Source organism: Streptomyces hainanensis, assembly GCF_004348415.1.
GTDB classification, from domain to species: Bacteria; Actinomycetota; Actinomycetes; order Streptomycetales; family Streptomycetaceae; genus Streptomyces; species Streptomyces hainanensis.
Genome location: NZ_SMKI01000171.1, coordinates 1 through 14,562 on the forward strand (window position 1 = coordinate 1; position 14,562 = coordinate 14,562).

The following is a 14,562-nucleotide window of genomic DNA, read 5'->3' on the forward strand; positions in this document are numbered from 1 at the left end:
GGGGAAACCCCGGAAGGCGGGGTCAGGTGCGGAGCAGGGCGGCTCGGGCCTGTTTCGGGTCGAAGGTGCCCGGCGGGTATCGCGGGTCCAGGTCGCGCAGGTGCTCGAGCAGCAGGTGGCTGACCGCCCAGTTGCGGTACCACTTGTGGTCGGCGGGTACCACGTACCACGGTGCCGCCTCGGTCGAGCAGCGTTCCAGGACGGTGGTGTACGCCGTCCGGTAGTCCGGCCAGAGCGCCCGCTCGCGGACGTCGTTGGCGCTGAACTTCCAGTGCTTGTCGGGGCGGTCGAGCCGGCGGAGCAGTCGTTTGCGCTGTTCGCCGCGGCTGATGTGGAGGAAGACCTTGATCCAGGTGACGCCGTCGTCGGCGAGCATCCGTTCCCAGTGGTTGATCTGCTTGTAGCGGCGCGACCAGACCGACTCCGGCACCAGGTCGTGCACCCGGACCACCAGCACGTCCTCGTAGTGCGAGCGGTCGAAGATGCCGATCTCGCCGGCCTGCGGCAGCCCGTTGTCGATGCGCCACAGGAAGTGCTGCCGCTTCTCCTCCTCGCTCGGCGCCTTGAAGGCGCGGATGCGGCAGCCGGCCGGGTTGAGGTGGCTGATGACGTGCTTGACCGTGCCGCCCTTGCCCGCGGTGTCCATGCCCTGGAGCACCACCACCACCCGCCGCCGGTCGCCCTCGGAGGCGGCCGCGTAGAGCCGTTCCTGGAGGCCGGCCAGTTCTCTGCCCATGTCGGCGACCTCCCGTACGGCCTGGCTCTTCTTGCCGTCGAAGCCGGGGGTGGCGTCGGCCGGGAGGTCGGAGAGTTTCACGTGATCGCCCGGCTGGATCGCCAGCCGGCCACGGACGTCGCTCGCCATGTTCCGATGATGTCGCCGAAGGCGGCGGCCCGCCACCGGAGGGGGCGGGCTCAGGCGGTCAGCCGTTCGCCGTCCCTGGCCAGCGAGGTGAGCCGGGAGATCGCCCGGAAGTACTTCTTCCGGTAGCCGCCGGCCAGCATCTCCTCGCTGAACAGCCGGTCGAAGGGCGTGCCGGCGGCCACCACCGGGATCTCCCGGTCGTAGAGCCGGTCCGCGAGCACCACGAGCCGCAGCGCGGTCGTCTGGTCGGGCACCGCCCGGACGCCCGTCAGGCAGACGGCCGTGACGCCCTCGCACAGTGCGCCGTACCGGCTGGGGTGGACCCGCGCGAGGTGGTCGAGGAGCCCGCCGAAGTCGTCGAGCGAGGCGCCGGGGTGGTGGTGGGCGAGCCGGGTGACCGCTTCCTCCTCGTGCGGGGCCGGCGGGGCGGGCAGACCGCGGTGCCGGTAGTCCTCGCCGTCGATCCGCAGTGGGCGGAAGTGGGCGGCCAGGCCCTGGATCTCACGCAGGAAGTCGGCCGCGGCGAAGCGGCCCTCGCCGAGCTTGCCCGGCAGGGTGTTCGAGGTGGCGGCGAGTGCCACGCCCTCGGTGACCAGCCTGCTCAGCAGTGAGGAGACCAGCACCGTGTCGCCCGGGTCGTCGAGCTCGAACTCGTCGATGCAGAGCAGGCGATGCTCGGACAGGGTGCGCACGGTCTGCTGGAAGCCGAGGGCGCCGACCAGGTTGGTCAGCTCCACGAAGGTGCCGAACGCCTTGAACTCGGGCGCCGCCGGGACCGCGTGCCACAGCGAGGCCAGCAGGTGGGTCTTGCCGACGCCGTAACCGCCGTCCAGGTAGACGCCGCGCGGCTCCGGCGTGCTGGGGCGACGCTGGCGGCGCGGCCACAGGCCGCGCCGGCCCTCGCCGGTCGCGTGGGCGCCGCCGAGCCCGGACGCGAACTCGTCGAGCGCCTTGACCGCCGACCGCTGCGACGGCTGGTTCGGGTCGGGTATGTAGTTGTCGAAGCGCACGGTGTCGAAGCGGGGCGGTGGCACCAGCTCGGCGACGAGGCGTTCGGCCGGGACGTACGGTTCGCGGGAGCACAGGGCCGTGGGCCCGGCATCCGGCCCGGATATCGGGCCGCCGCGCTGACCGGTGGGTTCGCCCGAGGGGCCGCCGGCGGGGTCTGGAGTGGTGCTGGCTGACACAGTCTCCCACTGTAAACCGGGACGACGGGTCGCCGCCGCGTCGTGTGCCACACTGCGCCCCATGCGACGCCTGTATCCCGGCCCCGAGTCCCCTGGCGAGCCCGAGCGCGAGTGGGCGCTCGACGAGCTCGCGGAGGCCTACGCCTATCCGGCGGCCGCGGCGGCCGGCGCGGGCTGGCTGCGGGCCAACATGGTGTCGTCGTTGGACGGCGCCGCGCACCACGGCGGGCGGTCGAAGCCGCTGTCCAACGCCGCCGACATGCGGATCTTCGGGGTGCTCCGGGCTCTGGCCGACGTGGTGATCGTGGGCGCGGAGACCGTCCGCGAGGAGCGCTACCGGCCCGCGCGCCGGCGCGCGGAGTTCGCCGAGCGCCGGGCGGCGGCCGGGCAGACCGTGGTGCCGGCCATCGCCGTCGTCAGCGCCAGCCTGCACCTGGACTTCTCGCTGCCGCTGTTCACCGAGCCCGAGGTGCCGACGCTGGTCATCACGGGTGCCAAGGCGCCGCACGCCCGTCTGCTCGCCGCCAGGGAGGCCGGCGCCGAGGTGATCACCGCGGGCGACCAGGCCGGTGTCGACCCGCGCCGGATCAAGCCGGAGCTGGTCAGGCGCGGCCACACCCGGCTGCTGACCGAGGGCGGCCCCCGGCTGCTCGGCCAACTGGCCGCCGCCGGCGTGGTCGACGAGCTGTGCCTGACCGTCTCGCCACGGTTCACCGTGGGCACCGCGCCCCGGGTGATGAGCGGCCCGGAGATCCCGGACCCGGTCGACCTGGAGCTGACGGACCTGCTCGCCGAGTCCGGTTTCCTGTTCGGCCGCTACCGCCGCCCCTGACCGGCCCGCCGGCCGTCCGTTCGGCACCGGATCCGACGATCTGCGGAATGGGACGTTCCGCTTATCCTGATGTGGGCAGACTCAACAGCGCACACCCCTCGTGCGACGCGGGCGACCGCACCGGCGACCGCCGGCGACCACGGGGATGACTTTCGCCGGGATGCGCGGGTCCCGGCCCCCGAGGAAGGGCGCTCACCGTGATCACGACAGTACTGATGATCGAAAAGCCCATGGTGCCCACCGACGTTCAGCTCGTCACCACCCTGCACGGCGACGAGCGGCAGTCGTTCGTGGTGCTGATGCAACCGCGCGGCGACCAGGACCGGCTCCTCCGCGCCCTGGACGACGTCGCGCTCGGCGAACTCCGCGACGCCGTCCAGGAGGCCGACGTGCCCGAGGGCGAGGAGGCCGAGGGCCCGGCCCAGGCCGCACTCGGCCACTCGCTCGACGCGCTGCGCGCCACCGGCGCCGAGGCGGTCGGCCGCCTGATCGACGACCATCCGCTCGACCTGCTGACCTCGGTGGTCGAGGAGACCGGCGCCGACGAGGTCATCGTGCTCACCGCCCCGCACTACGTGGAGGAGCTGTTCCACCGCGACTGGGCCTCCCGGGCCCGACACCGGGTCGGCGTGCCGGTGCTCAAGCTCTTCGCGCACGCCGAATGACCCCGCGCGACGCCGCGTCGTCCGGTACCGCCCCACGACGCGGCGGACCGACCCGTCACGGCCAGGGTGCGACAATCGGGGGGCACGCCGCCCGCCAGGGAGACCAGGGAGACACACGTATGCCCGCTTCACCGGCACCGGGAACCTCGCCGGCATCGGATGAGGCCGTCCCGGCCATCCCGCCGACGATGGAACGGCCCCACTTCATCGGCATCGGCGGCGCGGGCATGTCGGGCATCGCCAAGATCCTCACCCGCCGCGGCGCCCTGGTCGCCGGCAGCGACTCCCGCGACTCCGAGACCGCCGCCGCGCTCCGCGACCTCGGCGCCCTGGTGCACGTCGGCCACGACGCGGCGCACCTCTCCGAGGCCGCCAGCTGCGTCGTCGTCTCGAGCGCCATCCGCGAGGACAACCCCGAGCTGTCCGAGGCCACCAGGCGCGGCATCCCCGTCGTCCACCGCTCCGACGCGCTCGCCGCGCTGATGACCGGCCGCCGCACCCTCGCCGTCGCCGGCACCCACGGCAAGACCACCACCACCTCGATGCTCGCGGTCAGCCTGACCGCCCTCGGCCTCGACCCCTCCTACGCCATCGGCGGCGACCTGGACGCGCCCGGCTCCAACGCCGAGCACGGCGAGGGAGAGCTCTTCGTCGCCGAGGCCGACGAGAGCGACCGCAGCTTCCACCGCTACCGGCCCGAGGTCGCGATCATCCTCAACGTGGAGCTCGACCACCACGCCAACTACGCGTCGATGGACGAGATCTACGACTCCTTCGAGACCTTCGCCGACCGCGTGGTGCCCGGCGGCACCCTGGTCGTCAACGCCGACCAGGAGGGCGCCCGCAAGCTGACCGCCCGCCTCGCCGGCCGCGAGGGGCTGCGCCTCGTCACCTACGGCGAGGCCGAGGACGCCACCGTGCGCGTGCTGCGCGTCGCGCCCGCCGGGCTGACCAGCACCGTCACCGTGCTGCTCGACGGGCCGGAGCACGGGCGCGAGCACGGGCCCGAGCACGGGCGCGAGCTCACCTTCCGGGTCTCCGTCCCCGGCCGGCACTACGCCCACAACGCCGTCGCCGCGCTCGCGGCCGGCGTGGCCGCCGGCGTGCCGGCCGAGGAACTGGCCCGCGCGCTAGGCGACTACACCGGGGTCCGCCGCCGCCTCCAGCCCAAGGGCGAGGCGGGCGGCGTCCAGGTCGTCGACTCCTACGCCCACCACCCCACCGAGATGTCCGCGGACCTGGAGGCCATCCGTGGCGCGGCCCAGGGCGACGGCCGGGTCCTGGTCGTCTTCCAGCCGCACCTCTTCAGCCGCACCCGCGAGCTGGCCCACGAGATGGGCGGGTCCCTGGCGCTGGCCGACGCCTCCCTGGTGCTCGACATCTATCCGGCCCGCGAGGACCCGATCCCCGGCGTCACCAGCCGGCTGATCATCGACGCCGCCCTGGCGGCCGGCGCCGACGCCCGGGCCGAGCACGACAAGGCCGCCGTCCCCGACGCCGTCGCGGGAATGGCCCGGCCGGGCGATCTCGTTCTCACCATGGGAGCGGGCGACGTCACCGACCTCGGCCCGAGGATCCTCGCCCGGCTCGCCGAGCGCTGACGGCACCGCGAACCCGACGACTTCGAAGGAGCACTCCATGGGATACAAGGTCGAGAAGTCCGACGAGGAGTGGCGCGCCCAGCTCTCCGCCGACGAGTACCAGGTGCTGCGCCAGGCCGGCACCGAGCGGGCCTTCACCGGCGAGTACACGGATTCCAAGACCATCGGCGTCTACAACTGCCGTGCCTGCGGCGCCGAGCTGTTCCGCTCGGCCACCAAGTTCGAGTCGCACTGCGGCTGGCCGTCCTTCTACGACCCGGCGAGCACGGACGCCGTCGAGACCCGTGAGGACCGCTCGCTGCCCGGTCGGCCCCGCACCGAGGTGCTCTGCGCCACCTGCGGCTCCCACCTGGGCCACGTCTTCGAGGGCGAGGGCTACGGCACGCCGACCGACCTTCGCTACTGCATCAACTCCATCGCCATCCGGCTCGAATCGGGCGAGTGAGCCGCGCGCGGTGCCCTGGCTTCACGCGCCGGGGCACCACGCCCATCACGCCCTGTCTGCTGTCGTCCGCCCTCCGTAGCGTGTGAGGTGCTCTTCCCCCGCACACCCGGAGGCCGAGATGAGACGCACCCGCGTCCTCGCCCTGACCAGCACCGCCATCGTCCTCACCGGCATGGCGACCGCGGCCGCCACCGTCCACCGTGACGGCGCCGCGGGGGTGAAGCCGGCGGCGACCGCGCCGCTGGCCGCGCACAACCGGTTCGACGGCCCTCCGACGACGATCCAGCCCGGCGGATTCGGCTCCGCCGAGGTGACCTGCCCGGCCGGGCAGGTGCCCACCGGCGGTGGCCACGGGACCAGTGCCTTCGACATCTACGTGACCGACTCCGTCCCGCTCGGCACCGGTTGGTTCGTGGTCGCCAAGAACATCGGCAACACCGCGCAGACGGTGCGGGCCGTCGTCGTCTGCACCGTGCCCTGACGGTGCCGCCCGCTCGCGCGTTCTCGTCACTTCTCCCTCACCCCGTCTCGACAAGGGGCGGGATGGGCAACGGCCCGTCGTCCCGGGCCCGTTGAAACGTCCCTGACCTGCCGGTTGCCGTATGGTCGAGGGCTCAGTACGTCGTTTGATCATCACGGGGGAAAGAGCGTGGCACGTTCGTCTGACTGGTCGCCGGTCGACATGGACTCGGACCCGACGCCGGGAAGTCCGGACGAGGTCCGTGAACTCTCCGACGGCCTCCAGACGTTCGCGGACGACGTGGGCGAGGCGTTGGGCCGGGTGCGGGGGATGTCGGAGGACCGGGCGGTGATGGACTGGGCCGGGTTGTCGGCCGAGGCGTTCCGGTCGGAGTTCGACGGGGTGCCGGGCAACCTGGAGAAGCTCCAGGCGTCCTACGACATGGCCGCGCGGGCTTTGCAGATGTACGTGCCGAAACTGGAGACGGCGCAGGGCATGGCGGACCGCGCGTTGGACCGGGCGATCGCGGCGCAGGCCGATCTCTCCTCGGCGCAGGCGGCGTTGACGGACGCCCAGGACTGGGTGTCGCGGGCCGGTGACGAGGCCGACCGCCTCGAACGCGAGGGGGAGCGGGAGGGCGTCGAGCCGCCGTCCGAGGCGGAGGTGCGGGCGGCGACCCGGGACGCGAACGCCGCCGGCCAGGCCGCGTCCTCCGCCAGGGGAGAGGTCGACAGCGCCGAGGAGGCGCTGTCCGCCGCGCGCCAACTGGCCCTGGACGCCAAGGAGATGCGCGAGGAGGCGGCCAGGGCCTGTGCCGGCGGGATCGACGAGGCGTCCGACGCCGGTATCCGGAACCGGCGGTGGTGGGAGGACGCCGTTCACTGGGTGTCGGAGAACTGGGACACCATCGTCGAGGTGTGCAAGGTCGTCGTCGCCGTCCTCGGTATCGTGGTGATGATCATCGGTGGTCCCCTCGCCCTGATCGTCCTCGCGGCGGCGTTGGTGGTGTTGGCCGACACGCTCCACGACTACGCCAACGGCCGGGCGTCGTTGTGGGACGTGGCGTTCGCGGCGTTGGACTGTATTCCGGGCATGAAGGGCCTGACCACCCTCGGTGGGTTGGCGCGTGGCATGCGCTCCCTCGCCACCACCGGCCTGCGCGGACTGCGCCAGGGGGCCCTCGGCCTGGGGCGCGCGGTCCGCAGGTCCGGCAGGGCGGGCGACGACCTCGTGTTGCGCTCCGACCCGATCGACATGGCCTCCGGCCAGATGGTCATGGACGTGACCGATCTGCGGCTCCCGGGCGTGCTGCCGCTCGTCCTGCGCCGACACCACCGCACCGGGCTGCGCACCGGCGGCTGGCTCGGGCCGTCGTGGACCTGCACGCTGGACCAGCGGCTCCTCCTGGAGCCCGCCGGGGTACGGCTGATCACCGATGACGGCATGCTCCTCGACTACCCCAGGCCACTGCCGGACGCGCCGGTGCTGCCCGTCGAAGGCCCCCGCTGGGAGCTCTCCTGGGACGGCCGGCCCGGCGGCGAGATGACCGTGCGGCAGCCGGAGGCCGATCGCGTCCTGCACTTCGACGCCGTCCCCGGCCGGCCGGGAGCCGAACTCCCTCTCACGGCGATATCCGACCGGCACGGCAACCGCATCCGCGTGGCCCACGACGCGAACGGGGCTCCCACCGACCTGACACACGACGCCGGCTACCACGTCGGCGTCACCACCGAGGGCGGGCGGCTCACCGAACTCCGGCTGCTCAGCGCTCCGGACCGGCCGGTGCTCCTGCGCTACGGATACGACGAGCGCGGCAACCTGGCGGAGATCCGCGACTCCACCGGGGTGCCGCTGACGTTCGGCTACGACCGTGCCCGCCGGATGACGGGCTGGGTCGACCGCACCGGCACCTGGTACCGGTACCGGTACGACGCCCAGGGACGGTGCGTCGCCACCGAGGGGGTCGACGGGGTGCTCAGCAGCACCATCGACTACGACACGGAGACCGGCCGCACCCGCTTCACCGACTCGCTCGGCCACACCACGGTCTACGAGTTCAACGACTGCTACCAACTGGTCGCCGAGACCGACGCGCGCGGCCACCGCACCCTGCGCGACTACGACCGCTACGACCGGCTGCTGTCACTCACCGACCCTCTGGGGCACACCACCACCTGCGCCTACGACGAACGCGGCGAACTCGCCGAGCTGGTACGGCCGGACGGTCGGCGCACCCGCTTCACCCGCGACGGGGACGGGCGGTGGACCGAGGTCGTCGGCGCCGACGGCCTCGGCTGGCGGCGGGAGTTCGACGAGCGGGGCAACCTGGTGCGGGTCGTCGACCCCGTCGGGGCGATCACCGGGTACACGTACGACGAACGGGGCCGGCACACCTCGACCACGTCCGCGCTCGGCAACACCACCCGCGTCGAGACTGACGCCGCCGGACTGCGGCTGGCCGTCACCGACCCGCTCGGCGGCACGGTGACCACCCGGCGCGACGCGTTCGGCCGGCCCGTGTGCCGCACGGACCCGCTCGGCGCCACCACGCGCGTGGAGTGGACGCTCGAGGGCAGGCCGCTGCGGGTGACCGACGCCCGGAGCGGTACCCGGAGCTGGACCTGGGACGCGGGCGGCAACCCGCTCTCGCTCACCGACCAGCACGGCGCCACCACCCGTTGGACCTACGGCCCGTTCGACCAGGTCGCCACCCGCACCGATCCCGACGGCACCCGCCACCACTTCACCAGGGACACCGAGCTGCGTCTCACCCGGGTCACCGGTCCCGACGGACTGACCTGGGAGTACGCCCACGACCCGGTCGGCCGCACCGTGGCGGAGACCGACTTCGACGGCCGCTCCTTCAGCTACACCCATGACGCCCGTGGCCGGCTCGCCTCACGCACCGGCCCTCCCCCAGCCAACGCCGGGAGGTGCCCCCAAGGCTCGGTCACCCGCTATACCCGGGACAGCGCCGGCCATGTCGTCAGGTCCGAGACGGCCGGGGTGCGCACCGACTTCACCCTCGACGCGGAAGGCCGCGTCCTGCGCGCCACCGGCCCGGACGTCGAGGTCGAGCGGGTCTGGGACCCGATGGGCCGGCTGCTCTCCGAGACCTGCGACGGCCGCACGGTCAGCCACGAGTACGACCTCCTCGGTCGGCTCACGTCCACCACCACCCCCAGCGGCCACCGCACCGGCCACGGGTACGACGCCGCGGGCCGTCGGGTCACCCTCACCAGCGACCGGCACCACATGGCCGTCCAGCGCGACGCCGCCGGCCACGAGCTGCGGCGCACCATCGACGCGCGGGTGGGCCTCGACCAGGCGTGGGACGACCTCGGCCGGCTCAGCCGGCAGACCGTCACCGTGGGCTCCCGCACCATGCGCGAACGCGGCTACCGCTACCGGGCCGACCACCAGCTCACGGGGCTCACCGACTCCCTCGACGGCGACCGTGCGTTCGACCTCGACGCCATGCGGCGGGTCACCGGTGTCACGGGCCACAACTGGACCGAGCGCTACGCCTACGACGCCGCGGGTGACCAGACCGTGGCCCACTGGCCGGCGGCCGCCGCCGGCGCGGACGAGGCCGGCCCGCGCACGCGCACCGGCACCCGCGTCACCACGGCCGGCCGGACCCGGTACGTCTACGACGACGCCGGCCGCACCATCGTGCGCCAGACCACCAGGTTGTCCCGCAAGCCCGACCGTTGGCGTTACACCTGGGACGCCGAGGGCCGGCTGGCGGCCGTCACCACTCCCGACGGAACCCGCTGGACCTATCTGTACGACCCCTTCGGCCGCCGCGTCGCGAAGCGGCGGCACGCGGCCGACGGCACCGTGGTGGAGCGCACCGACTTCAGCTGGGCCGGTCCGCTGCTGGTCGAACAGGTCACGACGGGCCGCCGGGACACGGGCGGAGCCACCGTGAGCTGGGACTACGACGGGCGGCGCGCCGTCGCCCAGACCGAACGGCAGGACGACACCGACGCCCGCTTCTACGCCATCGTCAGCGACCTGGTCGGCACGCCGACCGAACTGGTCGACGAGGCGGGCGGGATCGCCTGGCGCGCCCGCCCCACCCTCTGGGGCCTCGGCGTCCCGGCCGCCGGCGCCACCACGGACACCCCGTTGCGGTTTCCCGGCCAGTACGCCGACGCCGAGACCGGTTGGCACTACAACGTCCACCGCCACTACGACCCGGCCATCGGCCGCTACACCTCGCCCGACCCGCTCGGCCTGGCGCCCGCCGCCAACCCGGTGGCCTACGTGCCCAACCCGCACCGGTTCACCGACCTGCTCGGCCTGGCCGCCTACGAGGGGGGCGGGGCCGTGCCCGACGTGCCGGACGACGGTCTCTTCCCCGACCCGGGCGGCCGTGCCGACGGGGAGACGGTGTTCAGCGGCCACGGCGACATCGACCACTGGGACGTCCGCACCGCGGTCGTGCCCGAGGGGACCTCGGTGGCCATGTACTGTCGGCACGGGGAGAGCATCACGGACGACTTCGCCAACGACATCGAACTCGAGTCGCCCCGGCCCGCCGAGCTGTTCGGCCCGGGCAGCGAGGTGCCCAACTACTGGCTCCGGCCCCCGGGCGACCTGGTCGTCCTCGGCCAGGCCAGAACCGTGGACGTGGCCACCCGGCTCTCCGACCTGCTGGAGCCCAACATGGGCCGGGTGCACTGGGCGGCGTGCCGCGACGTCTACGGACCGTGACCGGACAGTGGAGTGGACGGACGATGACCTACTACCCCGACCTGGCCCCCTACGCCTACCTGCCGGCGACGGTGCCCGCGGGCGTCACCGCCCGCACCGTCGGCTGGCTGGACGGCTCCCACCCCTTCGCACAGGGCCCGGCCCCCGCCGGCTTCGCGCGGCGGCTCGGCCTGCTCTGCCGCGACCAGCCCCGGGCCAGGACCCGGGGCATCCACCGCTGCGGCCTCGCCGGGCTCGGTGGCTGCGGCCTGGAGCCCGTCCACGTGGAGATCGAAGGGCGGCAAGTCCTGCTCGGCTCGGCCGAGGTCAGGGTCGCCGGCGTGGACGGTGCCTGGCTGATCGCGCCCACACTCGTGTACCACTACGTCACGGCCCACGCCTACCTGCCGCCCGCGGCCTTCGTGGAGGCGGTGACCGCCGCCCGGGTCGTCGGCTGAGCCCCGCGGGACCCGTGCCGCCGCGGCCGGTCGAGCAGCCCGTGAGTCGGCAGGGTCAGGTGTCTCCCGGGGAATCGCCGGCCGGATCCGCCGCCGGCTGGGAGAAGTTCATCGAGCGGCAATGTGCCGCAATGGAGTCCCGGGCCGTCGCCCAGCAGGATCGGGTGGCATGACCACCGACGAGACGACGTACGACCGCCGCCGGTTGCGCCAGTGGCTCGCCGGCCGGGCACGCGCCGAGGGCGTCGGCCGCCGGCAGCTGCTCGGGCTGCTGGCCGCCGCCGGCGTGGCGGCCGCGCTTCCGCGCACCGCCCTCGCGGCCGCCCCCACCGGTGCCGCCCCCGCCGCGGCCGGCATCGTCAAGCCGCTGCCCGAGGAGCACTTCACGATCCGCGGCACCAACGCCGAGACCCGCTTCGCCGCGCTGCGCGGCGTCGGCTACCACACCCCCAACGCGCTGTTCTTCGTCCGCAACCACACCACGACGCCCCGACTCGACGCCGACGCCTGGCGGTTGCGGGTGTGGGGGAGCGGCCTGGCGGGCGGCGAGGCCGAGTTCGACCTGGCGGCGCTGCGGGCGCTGCCCGCCGTCGAGCACACCGCGTTCGTCGAGTGCGCGGGCAACGGCCGCAGCTTCTACACCAGTCAGCAGGGCGAGACCGTCAGCGGCACCGCCTGGACGCTGGGCGCCGTCGGCGTGGCCCGCTGGCGCGGCGCCCGGCTCCGCGACGTGCTGCGGCTGGCCGGCGTCTCCCGGCGCGCGGTGGACGTCCAGCCGCGCGGCCTGGACGACGAGGTGTTCGCCGCCGACGGCAGCGGCATGGGCCACGTGCGGCGCCCGCTGCCGCTGGCCAAGGCCCTCGATGACGTGCTGCTGGCCTACGAGATGAACGGCGAGCCGTTGCCACCCGACCACGGCCATCCGGTGCGGGTGCTCGTGCCGTCCTGGGTGGGGATCTCCTCGATCAAGTGGGTCGGCGACATCGAGGTCAGCGCCGAGCCGCTTTACAGCCCCTGGAACACCGATCTGTACCGGCTGTTCGGGCCCGACCACCCGCCGGAGGGCAGCGCGCCGCTCACCCGGCAGACCCTCAAGAGCGCCTTCGAGCTGCCGTGGGACGCCCCGCTCGCCGTCGGCCGGGAACACCGGCTCACCGGCCGTTCCTGGTCGGGCGCCGGCGGGGTGCGGGCGGTCGACGTCTCCACGGACGGCGGCGCCAGCTGGCGCCCGGCCCGGCTGCACGACGCACCGCGCCGGGACGGCTGGGTGCGCTGGTCGACGGAGTGGACGCCGGCGGCCCCCGGGCGGGCGGAGCTGCTGGCCCGCGCCACGGACGTGACGGGCGCGAGCCAGCCGGACCGCTCGGTCCCCAACCAGCAGGGCTACCTGTTCGGCGCGGTCGTGCGGCACCAGGTGGCGGTGGCCTAGTCCAGCAACTCGTAGGCCGGCAGCGTCAGGAAGTCGACGTAGGTCTCGTCGAGGGCGATCCGCAGCAGCAGGTCGTAGGCCCGCTCCCAGCGGCCCGCGACGAACTCGTCCTCGCCGACCTCGTCGCGGATCGCCACCAGCTGGTCGGCGGCCACCTGGCACACGTAGTCGTGGGTGACCGTCTCGCCGTTGTCCAGCACCACGCCGGCGTTGATCCACTGCCAGATCTGCGAGCGGGAGATCTCGGCGGTCGCCACGTCCTCCATCAGGTTGAACACGGCGACCGCGCCCCGGCCGGCCAGCCAGGACTGGAGGTAGCGGGTGCCGACCTGGATGGCGTTGCACAGGCCGTCGTTGGTGGGGCGGGCGGTCAGCGAGTCGATGGCCAGCAGGTCGGCCGCGGTGACCTTGACGTCCTCGCGCAGCCGGTCCTTCTGGTGCGGCCGGTCGCCGAGCACCGCGTCGAAGGACGCCCTGGCCACCTCGACCAGGCCGGGGTGTGCCACCCAGGAGCCGTCGAAGCCGTCCCCGGCCTCCCGGTCCTTGTCGGCCCTGACCCGCTCGAACGCCTCGGCGTTGGCCGCCTCGTCCCGGGACGGGATGAACGCGGCCATGCCGCCGATGGCGTGCGCGCCCCGCCGGTGGCAGGTGCGGACCAGGAGTTCGGTGTAGGCGCGCATGAACGGGGCCGTCATCGTGACCGCGTTGCGGTCCGGCAGGACGTAACCGGGGCCGGCGTCGCGGAAGTTCTTGACGAGGGAGAACAGGTAGTCCCAGCGGCCCGCGTTGAGCCCCGAGGCGTGGTCGCGGAGCTCGTAGAGGATCTCCTCCATCTCGAAGGCGGCCGTGATGGTCTCGATCAGCACGGTGGCCCGCACCGTGCCCTGCGGGATGTCGAGCGCCTCCTGGGCGTATGTGAACACGTCGTTCCACAGCCGCGCCTCGAGGTGCGACTCCAGCTTGGGGAGGTAGAAGTACGGGCCCTTGCCGAGCTCGATCAGCCGGGCCGCGTTGTGCAGGAAGTAGAGCCCGAAGTCGACCAGCGCGCCGGGGATCGGGCGGCCGTCCACCGTGAGGTGCCGCTCGTCGAGATGCCAGCCGCGCGGCCGCATCACGACGGTGGCCAACTCCTCGTCGGGACGCAGCGCGTACCGCTTGCCGCGCTCGTCGGTGAAGTCGACGCGCCGGCGGAAGGCGTCCGCCAGGCTCAGCTGGCCGCCGACGACGTTGGCCCAGGTGGGGGACGAGGCGTCCTCGAAGTCGGCGAGCCAGATCCTGGCCCCGGAGTTGAGCGCGTTGACGGTCATCTTGCGGTCGGTCGGGCCGGTGATCTCCACCCGGCGGTCGAGCAGGGCCGGCGGTGCCGGTGCCACCTGCCAGTCCTCCTCGCGGACGGCGACCGTGGGCAGGAAGTCGAGCGCGCCGGTCCTGGCGATCTCGGCGCGGCGGTGGGCGCGCCGTTCGAGCAGCTCGTCCCGGCGTGGCGTGAACCGCCGGTGCAACTCGGCGAGAAAGTCGAGCGCCTCCTCGGTCAGCACCTCCTCCTGCCGGGGCAGGACGGCCGGGGCTGCGACGGTGACGGCGGACATGGGCGGTCACTCCTTTGGCGAGGCTGATAACGGATGTTAGTTTCCTCATGATGGAAGATCAATGAGATCTCCCGGCTCGTCGACGTCGTCGGGCACGGCCACGTCCCCGCACTCCACCAGCGTGATCCGGTCCTCGTGTGCCCGCAGATACCCGCGCGCCCCCGCGTCGCCCCGCGCCTCGGCCGCCACCCCGGCGAAGTGCGCCGCGCCGAGCAGCACCGGATGCCCGCGCCGCCCGCCGTAGCCGGCCGCCGCCAACGCGTCGGGGGAGCGGTAGGCGCCGAGCACCCGCGCCATCGCCGCGGCCCCCACCCCCGGCTGGTCGACCAG

12 protein-coding genes are annotated in these 14,562 nt (G+C 73.5%); 8 read left to right on the forward strand and 4 right to left on the reverse strand.

The genetic code is table 11. The annotated features are described in order from the left end of the window. Positions 1–22: 22 nt before the first annotated feature. Complete coding sequence (locus E1283_RS17425) at positions 23–865, reverse strand: PPK2 family polyphosphate kinase (RefSeq protein ID WP_132818985.1); 843 nt, start codon at positions 863–865, stop codon at positions 23–25. Positions 866–915: 50 nt separating this feature from the next. Then, positions 916–2,052, reverse strand: a complete 1,137-nt coding sequence (zapE, locus tag E1283_RS17430) for a cell division protein ZapE (protein ID WP_425086192.1) — start codon at positions 2,050–2,052, stop codon at positions 916–918. 61 nt (positions 2,053–2,113) lie between these two features. Between zapE and E1283_RS17435 the strand changes: the two genes are divergently transcribed. The 8 genes from E1283_RS17435 to E1283_RS17470 all read left to right on the forward strand — a co-directional run bounded on the left by E1283_RS17435 (position 2,114) and on the right by E1283_RS17470 (position 12,643). Next, positions 2,114–2,884, forward strand: a complete 771-nt coding sequence (locus E1283_RS17435) for a pyrimidine reductase family protein (RefSeq protein ID WP_132818987.1) — start codon at positions 2,114–2,116, stop codon at positions 2,882–2,884. Between the two features lie 197 nt (positions 2,885–3,081). Further along, positions 3,082–3,549 (forward strand): indole-3-glycerol phosphate synthase, encoded by a 468-nt coding sequence (locus E1283_RS17440; RefSeq protein WP_132818988.1) that lies wholly within the window; start codon positions 3,082–3,084, stop codon positions 3,547–3,549. Between the two features lie 188 nt (positions 3,550–3,737). Beyond that, complete coding sequence (murC, locus tag E1283_RS17445) at positions 3,738–5,150, forward strand: UDP-N-acetylmuramate--L-alanine ligase (protein ID WP_132818989.1); 1,413 nt, start codon at positions 3,738–3,740, stop codon at positions 5,148–5,150. A 37-nt stretch (positions 5,151–5,187) separates the two neighbouring features. Further along, complete coding sequence (gene msrB / locus E1283_RS17450; protein WP_132818990.1) at positions 5,188–5,595, forward strand: peptide-methionine (R)-S-oxide reductase MsrB; 408 nt, start codon at positions 5,188–5,190, stop codon at positions 5,593–5,595. A 118-nt stretch (positions 5,596–5,713) separates the two neighbouring features. Further along, on the forward strand, positions 5,714–6,076 hold the full coding sequence (locus E1283_RS17455; RefSeq protein WP_132818991.1) for a hypothetical protein: 363 nt from the start codon (positions 5,714–5,716) through the stop codon (positions 6,074–6,076). 168 nt (positions 6,077–6,244) lie between these two features. Continuing rightward, a complete protein-coding gene (locus E1283_RS17460; RefSeq protein ID WP_132818992.1) occupies positions 6,245–10,777 on the forward strand; it encodes a putative adhesin in 4,533 nt (1,510 codons plus the stop codon). A gap of 23 nt (positions 10,778–10,800) precedes the next feature. Next, entirely contained in the window at positions 10,801–11,214 is a 414-nt protein-coding gene (locus tag E1283_RS17465) for a DUF7919 family protein (protein ID WP_132818993.1), read from the forward strand. 169 nt (positions 11,215–11,383) lie between these two features. Then, on the forward strand, positions 11,384–12,643 hold the full coding sequence (locus E1283_RS17470; protein ID WP_132818994.1) for a sulfite oxidase: 1,260 nt from the start codon (positions 11,384–11,386) through the stop codon (positions 12,641–12,643). On the opposite strand, the gene aceB is transcribed toward E1283_RS17470, so the two are convergent. Continuing rightward, complete coding sequence (gene aceB, locus E1283_RS17475; protein WP_132818995.1) at positions 12,640–14,232, reverse strand: malate synthase A; 1,593 nt, start codon at positions 14,230–14,232, stop codon at positions 12,640–12,642. The two genes, E1283_RS17470 and aceB, sit on opposite strands and share 4 nt — an antisense overlap. A gap of 45 nt (positions 14,233–14,277) precedes the next feature. Further along, positions 14,278–14,562: nucleotidyltransferase family protein (locus tag E1283_RS17480; protein WP_165956157.1), on the reverse strand; the 285-nt coding region annotated here is incomplete at its 5' end.

Bases quoted from the DNA above. Each gene is read 5' to 3' on its own strand.
- E1283_RS17425 (WP_132818985.1), bottom strand. From the start codon at position 865: ATGGCGAGCGACGTCCGTGGCCGGCTGGCGATCCAGCCGGGCGATCAC.
- E1283_RS17435 (WP_132818987.1), top strand. From the start codon at position 2,114: ATGCGACGCCTGTATCCCGGCCCCGAGTCCCCTGGCGAGCCCGAGCGC.
- murC (WP_132818989.1), top strand. From the start codon at position 3,738: ATGGAACGGCCCCACTTCATCGGCATCGGCGGCGCGGGCATGTCGGGC.
- msrB (WP_132818990.1), top strand. From the start codon at position 5,188: ATGGGATACAAGGTCGAGAAGTCCGACGAGGAGTGGCGCGCCCAGCTC.
- E1283_RS17455 (WP_132818991.1), top strand. From the start codon at position 5,714: ATGAGACGCACCCGCGTCCTCGCCCTGACCAGCACCGCCATCGTCCTC.
- E1283_RS17465 (WP_132818993.1), top strand. From the start codon at position 10,801: ATGACCTACTACCCCGACCTGGCCCCCTACGCCTACCTGCCGGCGACG.
- E1283_RS17470 (WP_132818994.1), top strand. From the start codon at position 11,384: ATGACCACCGACGAGACGACGTACGACCGCCGCCGGTTGCGCCAGTGG.
- aceB (WP_132818995.1), bottom strand. From the start codon at position 14,232: ATGTCCGCCGTCACCGTCGCAGCCCCGGCCGTCCTGCCCCGGCAGGAG.